The sequence below is a fragment of the Microbacterium aureliae genome (genome assembly GCF_054780155.1).
In genome coordinates this window covers 922831-938322 of the sequence record NZ_BAAGWW010000002.1, presented here as the reverse complement: position 1 = coordinate 938322, position 15492 = coordinate 922831, and the positions used below count along the sequence as shown (strand labels likewise).

The following is a 15492-nucleotide window of genomic DNA, read 5'->3' as shown; positions in this document are numbered from 1 at the left end:
CAGCCTATCGCACCGCCTCAAACTATCTCGATGTCGAGATAATCGGATGTCGGTGGCGCACGCCGTGCGTGACCGGCACCGCCGATTGCGGATACCCTGTGGACCATGGCTGATCTGCGACTCGAGGAACTCTCCGCCGCGACCATCGTGGCCGTCAACAACCTGTCGCTGAAGCCGGGGCAGGAACAGTTCCTGGCGCCGGTCAGCTACGGGATCGCCGCGACCGTGATCAACCCCAAGACCTCGTGGCAGCGCGTCGTGCTCGACGGCGACGAGGTCGTCGGGTTCGTCAGCGCGAACTTCGACGACGAGGCCCCCGAGGACCACTTCAAGTCCGTGCTGTGGCGCATCAACGTCGACGCCGACGACCAGGGACGCGGCGTCGGCCGCTTCGCCGTCGAGAAGCTGATCGGCGAGGCGCGCGAGCGCGGCATGGACCACGTCAACGTCATCTACGAAGCCGGTGAGGGCGGACCCGAGGCCTTCTTCCGCCGCGTGGGGTTCACCCCCGTCGGCGAGACCGAGTACGGCGAGGTCATCGCCGAGGTCCGCCTGTAACACCTACGCCCGCCAGCCGCGAGACTGCATCTCTCTCCCGAGACCGCGGTCTGAAGCCGGGGTCTCGTCGCTGAGATGCAGTCTCGCGGTCGTCCGCTCAGACGAGCGACTCGCGCCAGGCCGCGTGCAGCTTGGCGAAGCGACCCTCGCCGCCGATGAGGTTCTCGGGGGCGTCGTCCTCGATGATCCGGCCGTGCTCCATCACCAGCACGCGGTCGGCGATCGCCACCGTCGAGAGGCGGTGGGCGATGATGATCGCGGTGCGGTCGGCGAGCAGGGTCTGCAGCGCCTCCTGGATCTGGCGCTCGCTCGGGATGTCGAGCGAGGCCGTCGCCTCGTCGAGGATCAGCACCGACGGATCGGCGAGGAACGCGCGCGCGAACGAGATCAGCTGCCGCTGACCCGCCGAGACGCGCCCGCCGCGCTTGTTGACGTCCGTGCCGTAGCCGTCGGGGAGCGCCTCGATGAAGTCGTGCGCACCCACCGCTCGCGCCGCCGCCTCGATCTCGTCCAGCGTGGCGTCGGGCTTGCCGAGCGCGATGTTGTCGGCGACCGTGCCGCTGAAGAGGTAGGCCTCCTGCGTCACCATCACGATCGCGCGGCGCAGATCCTTCGGATGCAGCATCCGCAGGTCCACGCCGTCGAGCGTGACGCTGCCGGCGGTGGGGTCGTAGAACCGCGACACCAGCTTGGCGAGCGTGGACTTGCCGGCGCCCGTGGTCCCGACCAGGGCGATGGTCTGCCCGGCGGGGATGTCGAGGGTGAAGTCCGGCAGGATCAGGCGGTCCCGGGCGTAGCCGAAGCGCACCGCGTCGAAGCGGATGTGCCCCTTGGCCGTCCACAGGTCCACGGGGTGGGCCGGGTCGGGCACCGTCGGCTCCTCCTCCAGCACGCCCGACACCTTCTCGAGCGCCGCCGTGGCGGACTGGTACGAGTTCAGGAAGAACGCGACCTCCTGCAGCGGCGAGAAGAAGTTCCGCACGTACAGCACCGCTGCCAGCAGCACGCCGACGGCGATCCCGCCGTCGACCACGCGGATGCCGCCCCACAGCAGCACGAGCGCGACCGACACCGAGGCCACGGCCATGAGGCCGGGCTCGAACGTGCCGAACAGGCGGATGGACCGCATGTTGATCTCGCGGTAGGCCGCCGCCGAAGCGCCGAACTCGGCGTCGTTGCGCGGCTCCTTGCGGAACGCCTTCACCGCACGGATGCCGGTCATCGTCTCGACGAACTTGACGATCACCTGCGCGCTCAGCACGCGCGACTCCCGGTACACCACCTGCGAGCGGCGGTAGAACCAGCGCATCAGCATCATCAGCGGGATGCCCATGACGGCCAGGATGATCCCGGACTGCCAGTCCAGCAGCAGCAGCGCGATGAGGGTGAAGCCGCCGTAGAGCAGCCCCGAGACGAGCTCGTTGAGCCCGCCGTCCAGCAGCTCGCGGATGGAGTCCAGGTCGCTCGTCTGCCGCGAGATGATGCGGCCCGACGTGTACGACTCGTGGAACTCCAGGCTCAGCTTCTGGGTGTGCAGGAAGATGCGCTTGCGCAGATCCAGCATCACCGCCTGCGTCAGCCGGGCCGCCACGACCACGTACCACCCGATGAGGGCGGCGCCGGCGGCCGCCGTGACAAGGTACACAGCGACGACGCCGACGGTCGGCATCCAGTCCAGGCGCTCGACGACGGCCGGGAGGGCCCGGTCGATCCCGAACGCGATGAGCGCGGGACCGGCCACCCGGAAGGCCGTCGAGATGACCAGCACGGTGGCCGCGAGGATCAGCTGGCCGCGCAGCGGGCGCACGAGCGAGCCCAGAAGGCGCAGCGAGCGCCGGCGGATCGCGCGGCTCTCGTCGCGGGTGTAGTCGGAGCGGTCCTCGCCGCTGGTTCCGGTGACCGTGGTGCTCACAGGTTCACCTCCCTCTCTCGCAGGCGGGCCTGCTCGACTTCGAGACTCGAGATCACGTGACGGTAGTGCTCGCTGGTGCGCAGCAGCTCGGAATGGGTGCCCACCGCGGTGATGCGGCCGGCCTGCAGCAGGGCGACGCGGTCGGCGAGCATGACCGTCGACGGGCGGTGCGCGACGACGAGCGCCGTGGTCTCGTGCAGCACTTCGCGCAGCGCGTCCTCGACCAGGGCCTCGGTGTCGACGTCCAGCGCCGACAGCGGATCGTCGAGCACGAGGACCGCCGGTCGGGCGGCGACCGCGCGGGCGAGGGCCAGGCGCTGCCGCTGCCCGCCCGAGAGGCTCAGGCCCTCTTCGCCGATCACCGTCTCGACGCCGTCGGGCAGGTCGTCGACGAACCCGGCCTGGGCGACGGCGAGGGCCTCGCGCAGCACGCGCTCCCCCTCGTCCGAGTGCGGGTCGAGGTCCTCGCGCCCGAGCAGCACGTTCTCGCGCACGGTCTGCGAGAACAGCGTCGCGTCCTCGAAGGCCATCCCGATGTGGCGGCGCAGCTCGACCAGGCCGAGGTCGCGCACGTCCACGCCGTCCAGCAGCACGCGGCCGCCGGTGACGTCGTACAGCCGCGTCGGCAGCGTCGTCAGGGTCGTCTTGCCCGATCCCGTGAGGCCCACGAGCGCCATCGTCTCGCCCGGTTCGAGGGCCAGGTCGACGCCGTCCAGCAGGTCCCGCTCGGTGGGCGCGGCATCCTGATAGCGGAAGTGCACGTCCTCGAACACCAGCTCGCCGCGCGGCCGGGGCAGGGTCACGGGGTCGGCGGGGTCGGTGATGGAGTTGTGCTCGTCGAAGACCTCGAAGATGCGGTCGGTGGCGGTGCGGGCATCCAGCATGAACGAGAACAGGAACCCGATCGACTCCATGGGCCAGCGCAGCACCGTGGCCATCGCGAAGAACGCGACGAGCTCTGCCGTCTGCAGCTGCCCCAGCTGGACCAGCAGGATGCCGGCACCCAGGCACAGCGCGAAGGCGATGTCGGGCAGCAGCACGAGCCAGAACCAGATGAACCCGATCGCGCGGGCCTTGCTCAGCTCGGTCTGACGGAGCGTCTCGGCCTGCCGGGTGAACTTCTGCAGCGCGTGCGCGCCGCGGCCGAAGGCCTTGAGCACGCGGATGCCGTGGACGCTCTCTTCGACCGAGGTCGCCAGATCTCCGGCCTGGTCCTGGCTGCGGCGGGCGAGCGAGCCGTAGGTCTTCTCGAAGCGGTAGCCGGCGTACCACAGCGGCGCCGAGGTGACGAGGAAGATCGTCCCCAGCAGCCAGTGCCAGCGGAACAGCAGCACCGTGCCCACGGCGATCGTGATGACGTTGACCACGAGCAGGACGAGACCGAAGGCGAGCCACCGGCGCATCATGCTGAGGTCCTGCATCATGCGGCTCAGCAGCTGACCGGACTGCCACCTGTCGTGGAACGCCACGGGCAGGCGCTGCAGGCGGGAGTAGAAGGTCTGCCGCAGCTCGTACTCGACGGCGGTGGCGGGGCCGAGCACGAACCAGCGCCGCAGCCACACCATGGCCGCTTCGGCGAGCCCGAGGACGAGGATGGCCACAGCACCCCACACGATGAGGCCCAGGTCGCCCGAGGCGATGGGGCCGGCGACGACCTGCTCCAGGACGAGTGGGATCGACAGGGCGAGCAGGCTCGCGATGAGCGCGCTGACGGCGCCCATGCTCAGCCGCGGCAGCACCGGGCGCGCGAAGGGCAGCAGTCGGATCAGAGAGCGGAAGGTGGACAGTTCGGACCGTGGCGGTTCGGCGGTGAGGGTCATGATCCTTGTGGGGAGAGTGAGGCGGTGGCCCGATCGGGGCCGGATGAGCGCGCGGACGCGCGAGGAAGCGTGGCGTCGGTGGTGAGAACGCTCCCGGGGGCGGCGTTATGCCGGTTCAGGTGGCGCGACGGGCGCGCAGGCCTTTCGGGGAGCGGTCAGCCCCGGGGGCGAAGGAGGAGGCGACCCGGGATGCCGCGGACGGCGGCGGGGAGGACGACCTTCGCAGCGACGGCGATCAGGGACATGGCATCCTCCTCGGTTGAGCGGTGGTGCCGCGAGCGCGACAGCCCTCCAGCGTATGGCTGTGAGCCGGCTGAACGCAAGCGTTTTCTCGCCCGCCCTGCGACGCCCTCCCTCAGCTGCGCGCTTCGCGCTCGAGCAGGCTGTGCTTGACCGCGGTCCCCCACGCGAAGCCGCCGAGCGAGCCGTCGGCCCGCAGCACCCGGTGACACGGCACGAACAGCGCCGGGGCGTTTCGTGCACAGACGGATGCCGCGGCGCGGACCGCGCGCGGCTGACCCAGCTCGGCGGCGAGCTCGGTGTAGGTCAGCGGCCTCCCCAGGGCGATGCGGCGCAGCGCATCCCATCCGGCCCGCTGCATCGGGGTGCCGGACTGGCTGACCTCGACGTCGTCGATGGCGGCGAGGTCGCCGGCGTAGTAGGCGGCGACGGCGGAGGCGGCATCCGTCACGCCCTCGCGCACGTCGACCGGACGCCGCGCCGGCTGCAGACGGGCGAGGATCGCCTCGGCGTCCGCCGTCCAGCCCGATGCGAGGACCCGACCGGCGTCGTCGGCGAGGATCGTGAAGGCGCCGTCGGGGGTGTCGACGGTCTGCAGGGTCGCGGTCATCGCGGACTCTCTTTCTGCGGGGCGGGGCCCGATGCTGTGGCGGGGGTCCGCCAGGCCCGCGTGACGGGGGCGGCGTACCAGAGGTGGGCCATGAGGTAGCTGCGCCAAGGCGCGGTGCGCCCGGCCCACGCGGTGAGCCCGGCCGCGTCGGCGGGGATGCCGAGGACGGCGGCACCGGTGCGGGCGGCGACGTCGCCGGGCAGCAGCACGTCGGGCGAGCCGAGGATGCGCATGCCGACGTAGTCCGCCGTCCACGGGCCGATGCCGGGGAGGGCCAGGAGCGTGCGGCGCTGCTCGGCGGGGTCGTCGCCGGGTCCGAGGGCGAGGGAGCCGTCGGCCAGGACGGCTGCGGCGGCGATGATCGCGCGGACGCGGGCCGCCGGCCCGCGCAGCACCTCGGCCCCCCGCTCGGCGATCTCCGCCGGAGCCGGGAACAGCAGGGCGGGGCCGTGCGGGGTGTCGACGGACTCGCCGAGCTCGGCCGTCAGGCGTCCCTGCACGGTGCGCGCCGAGGCGACGCTGATCTGCTGCCCGATCATCGCGCGGATCAGCATTTCTGCGGGGTCGACGGCCCCGGGGACCCGCACCCCCGGGATGCCGGCGACAGCGGCGGTGAGTTCCGGATGCCGGGCGAGGGCGTCGTCGATCGCGAGCGGATCGGCGTCGAGGTCGAACAGGCGCCGCACGCGGGCGATGAGGGTGCCGAGGTCGGCGAGCACGGACAGCTGGGCGCGCAGCCGCAGGCGGCCCGCTTCCTGCCGCACCTCGAACCACGCCGGCCCCCCGGGCAGGCGCACCACCCGGGCGAACGAGTCCGCTCCACCGGTCTCGACGCCCGGGACGGCGTGGGCGCGCATCCAGCCGAACAGCCCGGCGGCGTCGATCGGGCCGCGGAACGGAAGGGCGAGATCGAGGCTCCCGGCCGACGCGGGGCGGGGACGGCGGGCGCGCAGTTCGAGCGGCGGCATCCCGAACACCTCGCCGATGGTGTCGGTGAACTGGCGGACGCTGGTGAAGCCGGCAGAGAAGGCGACGTCGGCGGCGCTCAGATCGGTGCCGACGAGCAGCATCCGCGCAGTGTGCGCGCGGTGCGCCCGCGCGAGGGCGAGCGGCCCGGCGCCGAGCTCGGCCGTCAGCAGCCTCGTGAGGTGTCTCGGCGAGTAGCCGAGGCGGGCGGCGAGCCCCGGCACGCCCTCGCGGTCGACGACGCCGTCGGCGATCAGCCGCATCGCCCGCGCGGCGGTGTCGCTGCGCAGGTCCCACTCCGGTGATCCGGGCGCCGCCTCGGGGAGGCACCGCTTGCAGGCGCGGTACCCGGCCTCGTGCGCGGCGGCCGAGGTGGCGTAGAAGGTGACGTTCGCTTCTTTGGGCGTCCGCGCGGGGCAGCTCGGACGGCAGTAGATCCCGGTCGTGCGTACGGCGGTGACGAACTGCCCGTCGAAGCGCGGGTCGCGGGAGCGGATGACGCCGTAGCGCTCGGCGAAGGTCATCCCCCGCGGCGGCGCCGTCATCGTCGTGCTCATGCCCTAAGCCTGACACGGGCCCGCGACACCGGCTGGCGGAAATCGGACACGGCGGTGGCGGTAGGGAACGCTGCGGCACACCGGGGCCGCGGCTGCAACCCCCGGTGCCCCACCGCGCGCCCGGCTACCGTGTGGCCATGAGCGCACGGGAGTACGACCTGATCGTGATCGGCGCCGGGGCGGTCGGCGAGAACGTCGCCGACCGTGCGGTGCAGCGGGGACTGTCGGCGGTGATCGTCGAGGCCGAACTCGTCGGCGGGGAGTGCTCGTACTGGGCCTGCATGCCGTCCAAGACGCTGCTCCGCCCGGCGGCGGCGATCCGCGCGGCCCGCAGCGTCGCCGGCGCCCGCGAGGCGGTGACCGGCGACCTCGACGTCGCCGCCGTCTTCGCCCGGCGCGACGGCATGGTGCACCAGTGGGACGACACCTCGCAGGTCGAGTGGCTCGCGAGCGCCGGCATCGACCTGGTCCGCGGGCACGCGCGCCTCAGGGGCGAGCGGCAGGTCGAGGTCACGGGCGCGGACGGCGCCACCACGCGCCTCGCCGCCCGCCACGCCGTCGCCGTCTGCACCGGCTCGGCCGCCCTGCTCCCCGACATCCCGGGCCTCGCCGACATCGCGCCGTGGACCAGTCGCGAGGCGACCAGCGCCCGCGAGGCGCCGACGAGCCTGGCGATCCTCGGTGGCGGCGTGGTGGGCTGCGAGATCGCCACCGCCTATGCCGGGTTCGGCACGGCGGTCACGCTGCTCGCGCGCTCGGGGCTGCTCGGCGGCATGGAGCCGTTCGCGGGCGAGCGGGTGACGGCATCCCTCCGCGAACGCGGCGTCGAGGTCAGGCTGGGCGTCGAGGTCGTGGGCGCGCGGCGCGACGGCGACGACGCCGTGCTCACGCTGGACGACGGATCCGAGGTGACGGCCGCCGAGGTGCTCGTCGCGACCGGGCGGACGCCCCGCACGACCGACCTCGGCCTCGAGGCGGTCGGCCTCGAGCCCGGGACGTGGCTGGACGTGGACGACACCCTGCGCGTCCGCGGCACCGACTGGCTCTACGGGGTGGGAGACGTCACCCACCGGGCGCTGCTGACCCATCAGGGCAAGTACCAGGCGCGCGCGGCGGGGGACGTCATCGCCGCCCGCGCGCGGGGGGACGAGGTCGACGACGCCCCGTGGGGGTCGCACGTGGCCACCGCCGACCACGACGCGGTGCCGCAGGTCACCTTCACCGATCCCGAGGTCGCATCCGTCGGGCTCACCGCCGTAGCCGCGCGAGAGAAGGGCCTCGACATCCAGGTGATCGACTACGACCTGGCGAGCATCGCCGGCGCCTCGACGCACGCCGACGACTACGCGGGTCAGGCGCGCGCGGTCGTCGATCGCGACCGCGGCGTGCTCGTGGGCGCGACGTTCGTCGGCCCCGATGTGGCCGAGCTGCTGCACGCGGCGACGATCGCCGTGGTCGGCGAGGTGCCGCTGTCGCGGCTGTGGCACGCGGTGCCCGCCTACCCCACGCTCAGCGAGGTGTGGCTGCGGATCCTCGAGGAGTACGGCCGCCCGGGTTCCTGACGACCGTACGCCGGGCGGCGGACGGCGCCGGGCTCAGTGGAAGAAGTGGCGCTCGCCGGTGAAGAACATCGTCACTCCCGCGGCGCGGGCGGCGTCGATGACCTCCTGGTCGCGGACGGATCCGCCGGGCTGGATGATCGCCCGGATCCCGGCGTCGATCAGCACCTGGGGGCCGTCGGCGAAGGGGAAGAACGCATCGGATGCCGCGACCGACCCGGCCGCACGGCTGCCGGCCCGCTCGACGGCGAGGCGGCACGAGTCCACGCGGTTCACCTGGCCCATGCCGATGCCGACAGTGGCCGAGCCGTGCGCCAGGACGATGGCGTTGGACTTCACCGCGCGGCACGCCTTCCACGCGAAGATCAGGTTCGTCATGGCGTCCTCGGCGGGGCGCTCGCCCGAGACGAGCTCCCAGTCCTTGGCGACGGACTCGATGTCGTCGGGGAAGCGGTCGGCGTCCTGCAGCAGCAGTCCGCCCGAGACCAGGCGCACGTCCATGCGCTCCTGCTGCCAGTCGGCGGGCAGGCGCAGCACGCGCAGGTTCTTCTTGAGCTTGAACAGCTCGAGCGCCTCGGGCTCGAAGTCCGGCGCGACGATCACCTCGGTGAAGATGTCGCGCAGATTCTCGGCCATCTTGAGCGTGACGGTGCGGTTGGCGGCGATGACGCCGCCGAACGCCGACACCGGATCGCACTCGTGCGCGCGCAGGTGCGCGCTGGCGATGGGGTCCAGCGCCTGCGGGGCCGTCACGGCGATGCCGCACGGGTTGGCGTGCTTGATGATCGCGACGGCCGGCTTGACCATGTCGAACGCGGCGCGCAGGGCGGCATCGGCGTCGACGTAGTTGTTGTACGACATCTCCTTGCCCTGAAGCTGGGTGGCCTGGGCGATGCCGTGCCCGCCGATGCGGGTGTAGATCGCGGCGCGCTGGTGCGCGTTCTCGCCGTAGCGCAGCGTCGTCAGGCGCTCGGCCTTGATCGTCAGATGGCGGGGCAGGTCGCCCTCTTCGGCGATGGACTCCTCGGCGAACCAGGTCGCCACCGCGCGGTCGTACGCCGCAGTGTGGGCGAAGGCGCGCGCGGCGAGCTCCCTGCGCTGGGCGAGCGTGGTGCCGCCGGCTCCCAGCGCCTCGATGATCGCCGGGTAGGACTCGGGAGAGGTCACGATCGCGACGTTGGCGTAGTTCTTCGCCGACGCGCGGACCATCGCGGGTCCGCCGATGTCGATCTGCTCGACGACGTCGTCGCCCTGGGCGCCCGAGGCTACGGTCTCGACGAACGGATAGAGGTTGACCACGACGAGCTCGAAGGGCTGGATGCCGAGTTCTGCCAGCTGCCGCTCGTGGTCCTCGAGGCGCAGGTCGGCGAGCAGCCCGGCGTGGACGCTGGGGTGCAGCGTCTTCACGCGCCCGTCCAGCGACTCGGGGAACCCGGTCACCGCCGACACGTCGGTCACGGCGTGCCCGGCGTCGCGGATGGTCGCCGCCGTCGAGCCGGTCGAGACGATCTCGACGCCGGCGCCCGCGAGCGCCTCGGCGAGGGCGAGCAGGTCGGTCTTGTCGCTGACCGACACCAGCGCGCGCCGGATCGGGACCTCGTCGCGGCGGCGGTACGAGTCGGGGGCGTGGCGGGGTCCGGCCATGAGGGCTCTCCTGGGGCGTGAGGCGGGCGGGTCAGGGGGTGTGCGCGACGGCGTCGAGGTCGAGGTCGCCCGTGGCGATGCGGTGGACGACGTCGATGAGCAGCCGGCGCTCGACGGGCTTGATGCGCTCGTGCAGCGTGTGCTCGTCGTCGCCGGGCAGCACCGGCACGCGCTCCTGCGCGAGGATCGGGCCCGAGTCGACCCCGTTGTCGACGATGATGACGCTCGCCCCCGTCTGGGTCGCCCCGGCGTTGAGCGCATCGCGCACGCCGTGCGCGCCGGGGAATTCCGGCAGGTAGGCGGGGTGGGTGTTGATGATGCGCGGCGCGCGTGCGTCCACGAGCCCGGCGGGCAGCAGGCGCATGAGTCCGCTGAGCACGACCAGGTCGGGCTGCCACACGTCGAGCTGCTCGGCGAGTTCGGCGCCCCATTCCTCGCGGCTGTCGAAGCGCTCGTAGGGAACCATGAAGGTCGGGATGCCGTACTCCTCGGCGTGCGCGAAGCCGTCGGCCTCGCGATCGGCCCCCACGACGACGACGCGCGCCGGGTAGGCGGGGTCGGCCGCGGCGTCCAGGAGCGCCCGCATGTTGGAGCCTGCGCCAGAGATGAGGACGGCGACAGTCAGCATCCGGCCAGTCTACTGTCGTGGGCCTGCGCCGTCAGACGGGTGCTCCCCCGAGCCGAGGGGCTCCAGCGGCTGCGTCTCGTCGAAGGATCCGGGGCGCTCCAGCGGCTCGATCGGCTGCGTCTGGTCGAGCGGCTGCGTCTGGTCCAGCCACGGCGAGCGCCCGCTCGAGGCACTCGCAGGCGTCTGCGCCTGCGCGGGCTGCGGCGAATGCTCGCGGCGGCGCGGGGCGAGCAGCAGGATGCCGGCACCCACCGCGACCTCCAGCCCCACGGCGAGGGCGACCGGACCGGGTTCCGGCCCCACCTCGGCGAGGCGTCCGGGCCCGATCGATCCGGACGCGACGGCGGCGAGCAGCGCCCACGCGCCGCCGGCGACGAGGGCGATGCCGGCGGTGACGGCGAGGCGCGCGGCGATGGGGTCGTCGTCGTCGGCGCGGCGCAGCACGGGGCCGATGCCGCGGGCGACGGCATCCTTCTCGAAGGCGATCAGGCGAGACCGCGCGATCCAGCCGGCCAGCGCGCCGATGCCCACGGGGACGAGCGCCAGCAGCAGCAGCCAGGGCGACGTCGAGCCGGGGACGATCCCCAGGATCGGGATGCCGGGGACGACGCCCAGCTGCGTCGCCGCCGGCGACACCGACGAGCCGGCGCCGAGGGCGAATCCGGGTCCGGCGGCGAAGGCGAGACCCCACACCGCGAGGGTCGGAAGGTACGCGGCCTGCGCGAGTGTCAGCAGCGTCGCTCCGGCTGCGTCGACGTTGCCGGCCTGGAAGAGGGCGATCACCTCGGAGCCGCGCGTGAGGATGCCGACGGCGACGACGAGCGCGCCGAGCCCGAGCAGCCCTGTCACGGCGGCGGCGCCGCCGCGGGCCACGAGGGCGGGGACGTACCCCCAGCCGTGGGGCGAGCCCTCGATGTCGTCGCGCAGCCGGGCGACGGCGCCGGCGCCGGCTTCGCGCCACTCCGTGACGACCGCGCCGGCCAGGGCGGGGAGCGCGAACCACAGGACGGGGTACAGCGCCGCCTGCCACTGTTCGGTGCGGGCGACGGCGGTGGCGGAGGTGAGCGAGATCAGCGCGCTCAGGATGCCGGCGACCGCCGCGCCGGTCACGACCCCGGTGATCCACGCCTCGGCGCGCGACGCGCGGGCGCCCGAGCGGGCGGCGAAGATCGCGGTGAACGCGGCGAGGGCGAGCGGGGGGACCGAGACGACGAAGGTCTCGGCCGCCGGGTCGACGGCCACTTCGGTGGCGTAGACCGGCGCGAGGGCGAGGTCGAGCGGGACGCCGTGGCCGAGCTGCCAGATCGTCGCGGCCGCCGGCCACAGGCTCGTCCAGTCGGCGCCGCCGCCGAAGCCGAAGACCCACAGCAGGGTGAGCGGCGCGAGGGTCGCCGCGATGCCGACGGCCACCGCGATGGCGGCGTCGACGGCGGCAAGGAGGACGACGGTGAGGCGATGCATGCGCCATCGACCCTACTCGCGCCGTCGGCGGCCGCCGTCGCGGCGGGCCGGGCGGACGGCATCCGGTCGAGCGCGTGACGCCGGAGCGACTAACGTTCTTCGTCGGAGGTCCTTCATGAGCACTGCCCCGTCCCGCGCATCCGAGAACGTCGAGGCTCCCGAGCCCCGCAACGGCATCGATCGGTTCTTCGACATCACCCGGCGCGGTTCGACCGTTTCCGCCGAGGTGCGCGGGGGTGTCGTGACGTTCGTGACGATGGCCTACATCGTCATCCTGAACCCGATCATCCTGTCGGGCGGGGTCGATGTCGAGGGCGGCAGCCTGGGATTCGCGCAGGTGGCGGCCACCACCGCGCTGACCGCCGGCGTGATGACGGTGCTGTTCGGCCTGGTCACCCGCCTGCCGTTCGCCTTCGCGGCGGGGCTGGGGATCAACTCGTTCCTCGCGGTGTCGGTGGTGGGGCAGGTCACGTGGGCCGAAGCGATGGGGCTGGTCGTCATCAACGGCCTCATCATCGTGCTGCTGGCGGCGACCGGGTTGCGCCGCATGATCTTCGATGCGGTGCCGATCCAGCTGAAGCTTGCGATCACCGTGGGGATCGGGCTCTTCATCGCCTTCATCGGGTTCGTCGACGCGGGGCTGGTCACCGCGACGGGTGCGGGGTCCCCGCCGGTGGGCCTCGGGGTCGACGGCTCGGTCAGCACCGTGCCGACCCTCGTGTTCGTGTGCACGCTGCTGCTGACGGGGGTGCTGGTCGCCCTGCGGGTGAAGGGCGGCATCCTGCTGGGCCTCGTGGCGGGCACGGTGGCGTCGCTCATCATCGAGGCGATCTGGAACCTCGGGCCGAAGTTCGACGGCGACCAGGTCAACCCCGGGGGATGGGGACTGTCGGTGCCCGAGATCCCGGCGTCGCTGGTGAGCGTCCCCGACCTGTCGCTGCTCGGCCAGGTGTCGTTCGGCTCGTTCGAACGAATCGGAGTGCTCGCCGCGCTCATGCTCGTCTTCACCCTGGTGTTCACCAACTTCTTCGACGCGATGGGCACGATGACCGGCCTGTCGAAGGAGGCGGGTCTCGCGGACGCGAAGGGCGACTTCCCCCGGATCCGCTCGGCGCTCGTGGTCGAGGGCGTCGGCGCGGTCGCGGGCGGGCTGACGTCGAGCTCGTCCAACACGGTGTTCATCGAGTCCGGAGCGGGCATCAACGAGGGCGCCCGCACGGGCCTCGCCAACGTCGTCACGGGCGTGCTGTTCCTGGTCGCGATGTTCTTCACGCCGCTGGTGTCGGTGGTGCCGACCGAGGTCGCCGCGGCGGCCCTCGTCATCGTGGGCGCGTCGATGATGGCCCAGATCCGGCACATCGACTTCTCGGACTTCTCGGTGCTGCTGCCGGTCTTCCTGGCCGTGACGGTCATGCCCCTGACGTACTCGATCGCCAACGGCATCGGCGCGGGCTTCATCGCGTGGGTGGTGCTGCGCTCGCTCTCGGGCAAGGCGCGACAGATCAGCCCCCTGCTGTGGATCGTCGCCGCCGGCTTCGTGCTGTACTTCGCCCGCGGTCCGCTCGAGGCGCTGCTCGGATGAGTCGGGGTCGTTTCGCGCGCTGACCCGCGAGCGCGGTAGCGGCGAGGGCCGTCGTGGCGGGGGTGCCGGGCGTGGCGGGCGTGGCGGGCGTGGCTGGCGTGCGGGTTTCGCCCGGCGTGCCCGCTTGCGGGCGTGCCGTCTCGCCCGAGGCAGCCGGCCTCCCCGGCGGGCCTCCCCGGCGTACCCAAAGGGCTTTCGACGTTTCTTTATTTGGCCATTGAACTTCCCGCTCACAAGCCCCTGACGCCGCCGGTCCAGCTGTCGGATACGCCATTGAACTTCCCGTTCACACAGTCTGTGGCGGCGCCCGTCCAGCTGCCGGATACGGCGATGAACTTCATGCTCACATGGCACGGGCAGGCGGACGTGTGATCGCGCGCCCCGCGCGCCGGACGGGTCCTCCCCCGCCCTCCGCGAGCACCACGGGCGCCCACACGCACCGCGTGCCCACCAAGGGTGAGCGGGAAGTTCATCGCCCGATGCCGAATATCGCGACGGGCAACCCCCACACGCACCGCACCCTCATCACCCGTGTGAGCGGGAAGTTCATCGCCCGATGCAGAACATTGCGACGGGCAACCCCCACACGCACCGCACCGTCACCACCCGTGTGAACGGGAAGTTCATCGCCGAATACAGAATGTTGGATCGGGAAACACCACGCACAACACGCCTACCAACCGTGTGAGCGGGAAGTTCAATGCCGAATCCAGAACATGTCATCGCACGACCAGACCACCAGCGCACGACACCCTCAGCGCAGCGGCGTCCAGCCCGGCGGCAGCGGTCCGTCGACGTCGGCACGCTCGCGGTCGACCGCGGCAGACCACCCCTGGGCGGCGTCGACGGCGTCGAACCCGCCGCGGGCGACGCGGAAGCCGACGTCGTCGTGATGCATCCGCGGGGCCCCGCCGCGCCGCGCCGACGCGCGCACGCTCCACGCGTCATCGGCGAAGCCGCCGCCGCGGAACACTCGGTAGTCCGCGTACCGCGCAGGATCCAGCAGATCCCAGCACCACTCCCAGACGTTGCCGAGCGTGTCGAAGAGACCGTTGAGATTCGGAAGCTTCCCGCCGACGTCCTGCGGGGACGTCACGCCGTCGGCGCTCGTCCACGCGATGTCCGCGAGCGGGCCGTAGTGGGCGCCCGTCGAACCGGCGCGGCACGCATGCTCCCACTCGGCCTCGGTCGGAAGGCGGAAGCCGTCGGCATCGACGTGCCACGTCACCTCCTCGCCGTCGAACGTGTACGCGGGGTCGAGCCCCTCCCACTCCGATGCGGCGTTGCAGAAACGGATCGCGCGCAGCCAGCTCACGTCGGTCGCGGGACGCCGCGGGCGCGTCGCCGGCTCGCCCAGCAGCTCGGCGAGCTGCTCCTGCGTGACCGGGAACACCCCGATCTCGAACTGCTCGAGCGCGACGCTCCAGCGCACCTTGCGACGGGCGTCGTGCAGCGTGACCGAGCCGGCACCGATCGACCTCAGCTCGATGTCGGCCACCGGGATCGGATCAGTCCTGCGGCTCGAGGACGAACACGGCGATCTGCCGGTCGGTGCGCGTCTGGTACGCGTCGTAGTCGGGCCACACCGCGCTCGCGCGCTCCCACCACGCGGAGCGCTCGTCGCCGGACAGCTCCCGCGCGACATAGTCGCGCTTCACGGCGCCGTCCTGCAGCTCGACCAGCGGATGCCGGCGCATGTTCTCGGCCCACTTCGGCTCGTCCGGCGCGCCGCCCTTCGACGCGACGACCGCGTAGCGCCCGTCGTGCTCGACACGCATCAGCGCCGTCTTGCGCAGCGCGCCCGTCTTCGCGCCGACCGTCGTCAGCACGATGATCGGCACGCCACGCAAGAGGTTCCCCTCGCGTCCACCCGAGGCCTCGAAGACCTCCGCCTGCTTGCGCGCCCACTCGGACGTGGACGGCTTGTACTCTCCGGTCAACGGCATGCGTCCACG

At 72.3% G+C, this 15492-nt stretch carries 12 protein-coding genes; 3 read left to right on the top strand and 9 right to left on the bottom strand.

The window, feature by feature from the left end:
* The first annotated feature begins 105 nt into the window (after positions 1–105).
* Positions 106–558 (top strand): GNAT family N-acetyltransferase, encoded by a 453-nt coding sequence (locus ACYVF4_RS10455; protein ID WP_460722397.1) that lies wholly within the window; start codon positions 106–108, stop codon positions 556–558.
* A gap of 97 nt (positions 559–655) precedes the next feature.
* Here the strand turns inward: ACYVF4_RS10455 and ACYVF4_RS10450 are convergent, their stop codons facing one another.
* From ACYVF4_RS10450 to ACYVF4_RS10435, 4 genes are all read right to left on the bottom strand, one after another.
* Positions 656–2470 (bottom strand): ABC transporter ATP-binding protein, encoded by a 1815-nt coding sequence (locus tag ACYVF4_RS10450; protein WP_460722395.1) that lies wholly within the window; start codon positions 2468–2470, stop codon positions 656–658.
* Positions 2467–4290: an ABC transporter ATP-binding protein gene (locus tag ACYVF4_RS10445; protein WP_460722393.1), complete on the bottom strand. Its 1824-nt coding sequence runs from the start codon at positions 4288–4290 to the stop codon at positions 2467–2469. Before ACYVF4_RS10445 ends, ACYVF4_RS10450 begins: the two co-directional genes overlap by 4 nt.
* Positions 4291–4645: 355 nt before the next feature.
* A complete protein-coding gene (locus ACYVF4_RS10440; protein ID WP_460722391.1) occupies positions 4646–5140 on the bottom strand; it encodes a methylated-DNA--[protein]-cysteine S-methyltransferase in 495 nt (164 codons plus the stop codon).
* Positions 5137–6663 (bottom strand): AlkA N-terminal domain-containing protein, encoded by a 1527-nt coding sequence (locus tag ACYVF4_RS10435; protein ID WP_460722390.1) that lies wholly within the window; start codon positions 6661–6663, stop codon positions 5137–5139. Before ACYVF4_RS10435 ends, ACYVF4_RS10440 begins: the two co-directional genes overlap by 4 nt.
* Before the next feature lie 137 nt (positions 6664–6800).
* On the opposite strand from ACYVF4_RS10435, the gene ACYVF4_RS10430 reads away from it, so the two are divergent.
* A complete protein-coding gene (locus ACYVF4_RS10430; RefSeq protein WP_460722388.1) occupies positions 6801–8225 on the top strand; it encodes a dihydrolipoyl dehydrogenase family protein in 1425 nt (474 codons plus the stop codon).
* Positions 8226–8258: 33 nt separating this feature from the next.
* On the opposite strand, the gene purH is transcribed toward ACYVF4_RS10430, so the two are convergent.
* From purH to ACYVF4_RS10415, 3 genes are read right to left on the bottom strand one after another with little or no spacing between them, the layout of a single operon-like run.
* On the bottom strand, positions 8259–9866 hold the full coding sequence (purH, locus tag ACYVF4_RS10425) for a bifunctional phosphoribosylaminoimidazolecarboxamide formyltransferase/IMP cyclohydrolase (RefSeq protein WP_460722386.1): 1608 nt from the start codon (positions 9864–9866) through the stop codon (positions 8259–8261).
* A 31-nt stretch (positions 9867–9897) separates the two neighbouring features.
* On the bottom strand, positions 9898–10494 hold the full coding sequence (purN, locus tag ACYVF4_RS10420; protein ID WP_460722384.1) for a phosphoribosylglycinamide formyltransferase: 597 nt from the start codon (positions 10492–10494) through the stop codon (positions 9898–9900).
* 9 nt (positions 10495–10503) lie between these two features.
* Positions 10504–11955 carry a cell division protein PerM gene (locus ACYVF4_RS10415; RefSeq protein WP_460722382.1) on the bottom strand — a complete coding sequence of 484 codons (1452 nt, stop codon included), beginning with the start codon at positions 11953–11955 and terminating at the stop codon, positions 10504–10506.
* 115 nt (positions 11956–12070) lie between these two features.
* On the opposite strand from ACYVF4_RS10415, the gene ACYVF4_RS10410 reads away from it, so the two are divergent.
* Entirely contained in the window at positions 12071–13537 is a 1467-nt protein-coding gene (locus ACYVF4_RS10410) for an NCS2 family permease (RefSeq protein WP_460722380.1), read from the top strand.
* A 754-nt stretch (positions 13538–14291) separates the two neighbouring features.
* On the opposite strand, the gene ACYVF4_RS10405 is transcribed toward ACYVF4_RS10410, so the two are convergent.
* Both ACYVF4_RS10405 and ACYVF4_RS10400 read right to left on the bottom strand, forming a co-directional pair.
* A complete protein-coding gene (locus ACYVF4_RS10405) occupies positions 14292–15035 on the bottom strand; it encodes a formylglycine-generating enzyme family protein (RefSeq protein WP_460722378.1) in 744 nt (247 codons plus the stop codon).
* Positions 15036–15045: 10 nt separating this feature from the next.
* Positions 15046–15483 carry a nitroreductase family deazaflavin-dependent oxidoreductase gene (locus ACYVF4_RS10400; protein WP_460722376.1) on the bottom strand — a complete coding sequence of 146 codons (438 nt, stop codon included), beginning with the start codon at positions 15481–15483 and terminating at the stop codon, positions 15046–15048.
* Between the last annotated feature and the right edge of the window lie 9 nt (positions 15484–15492).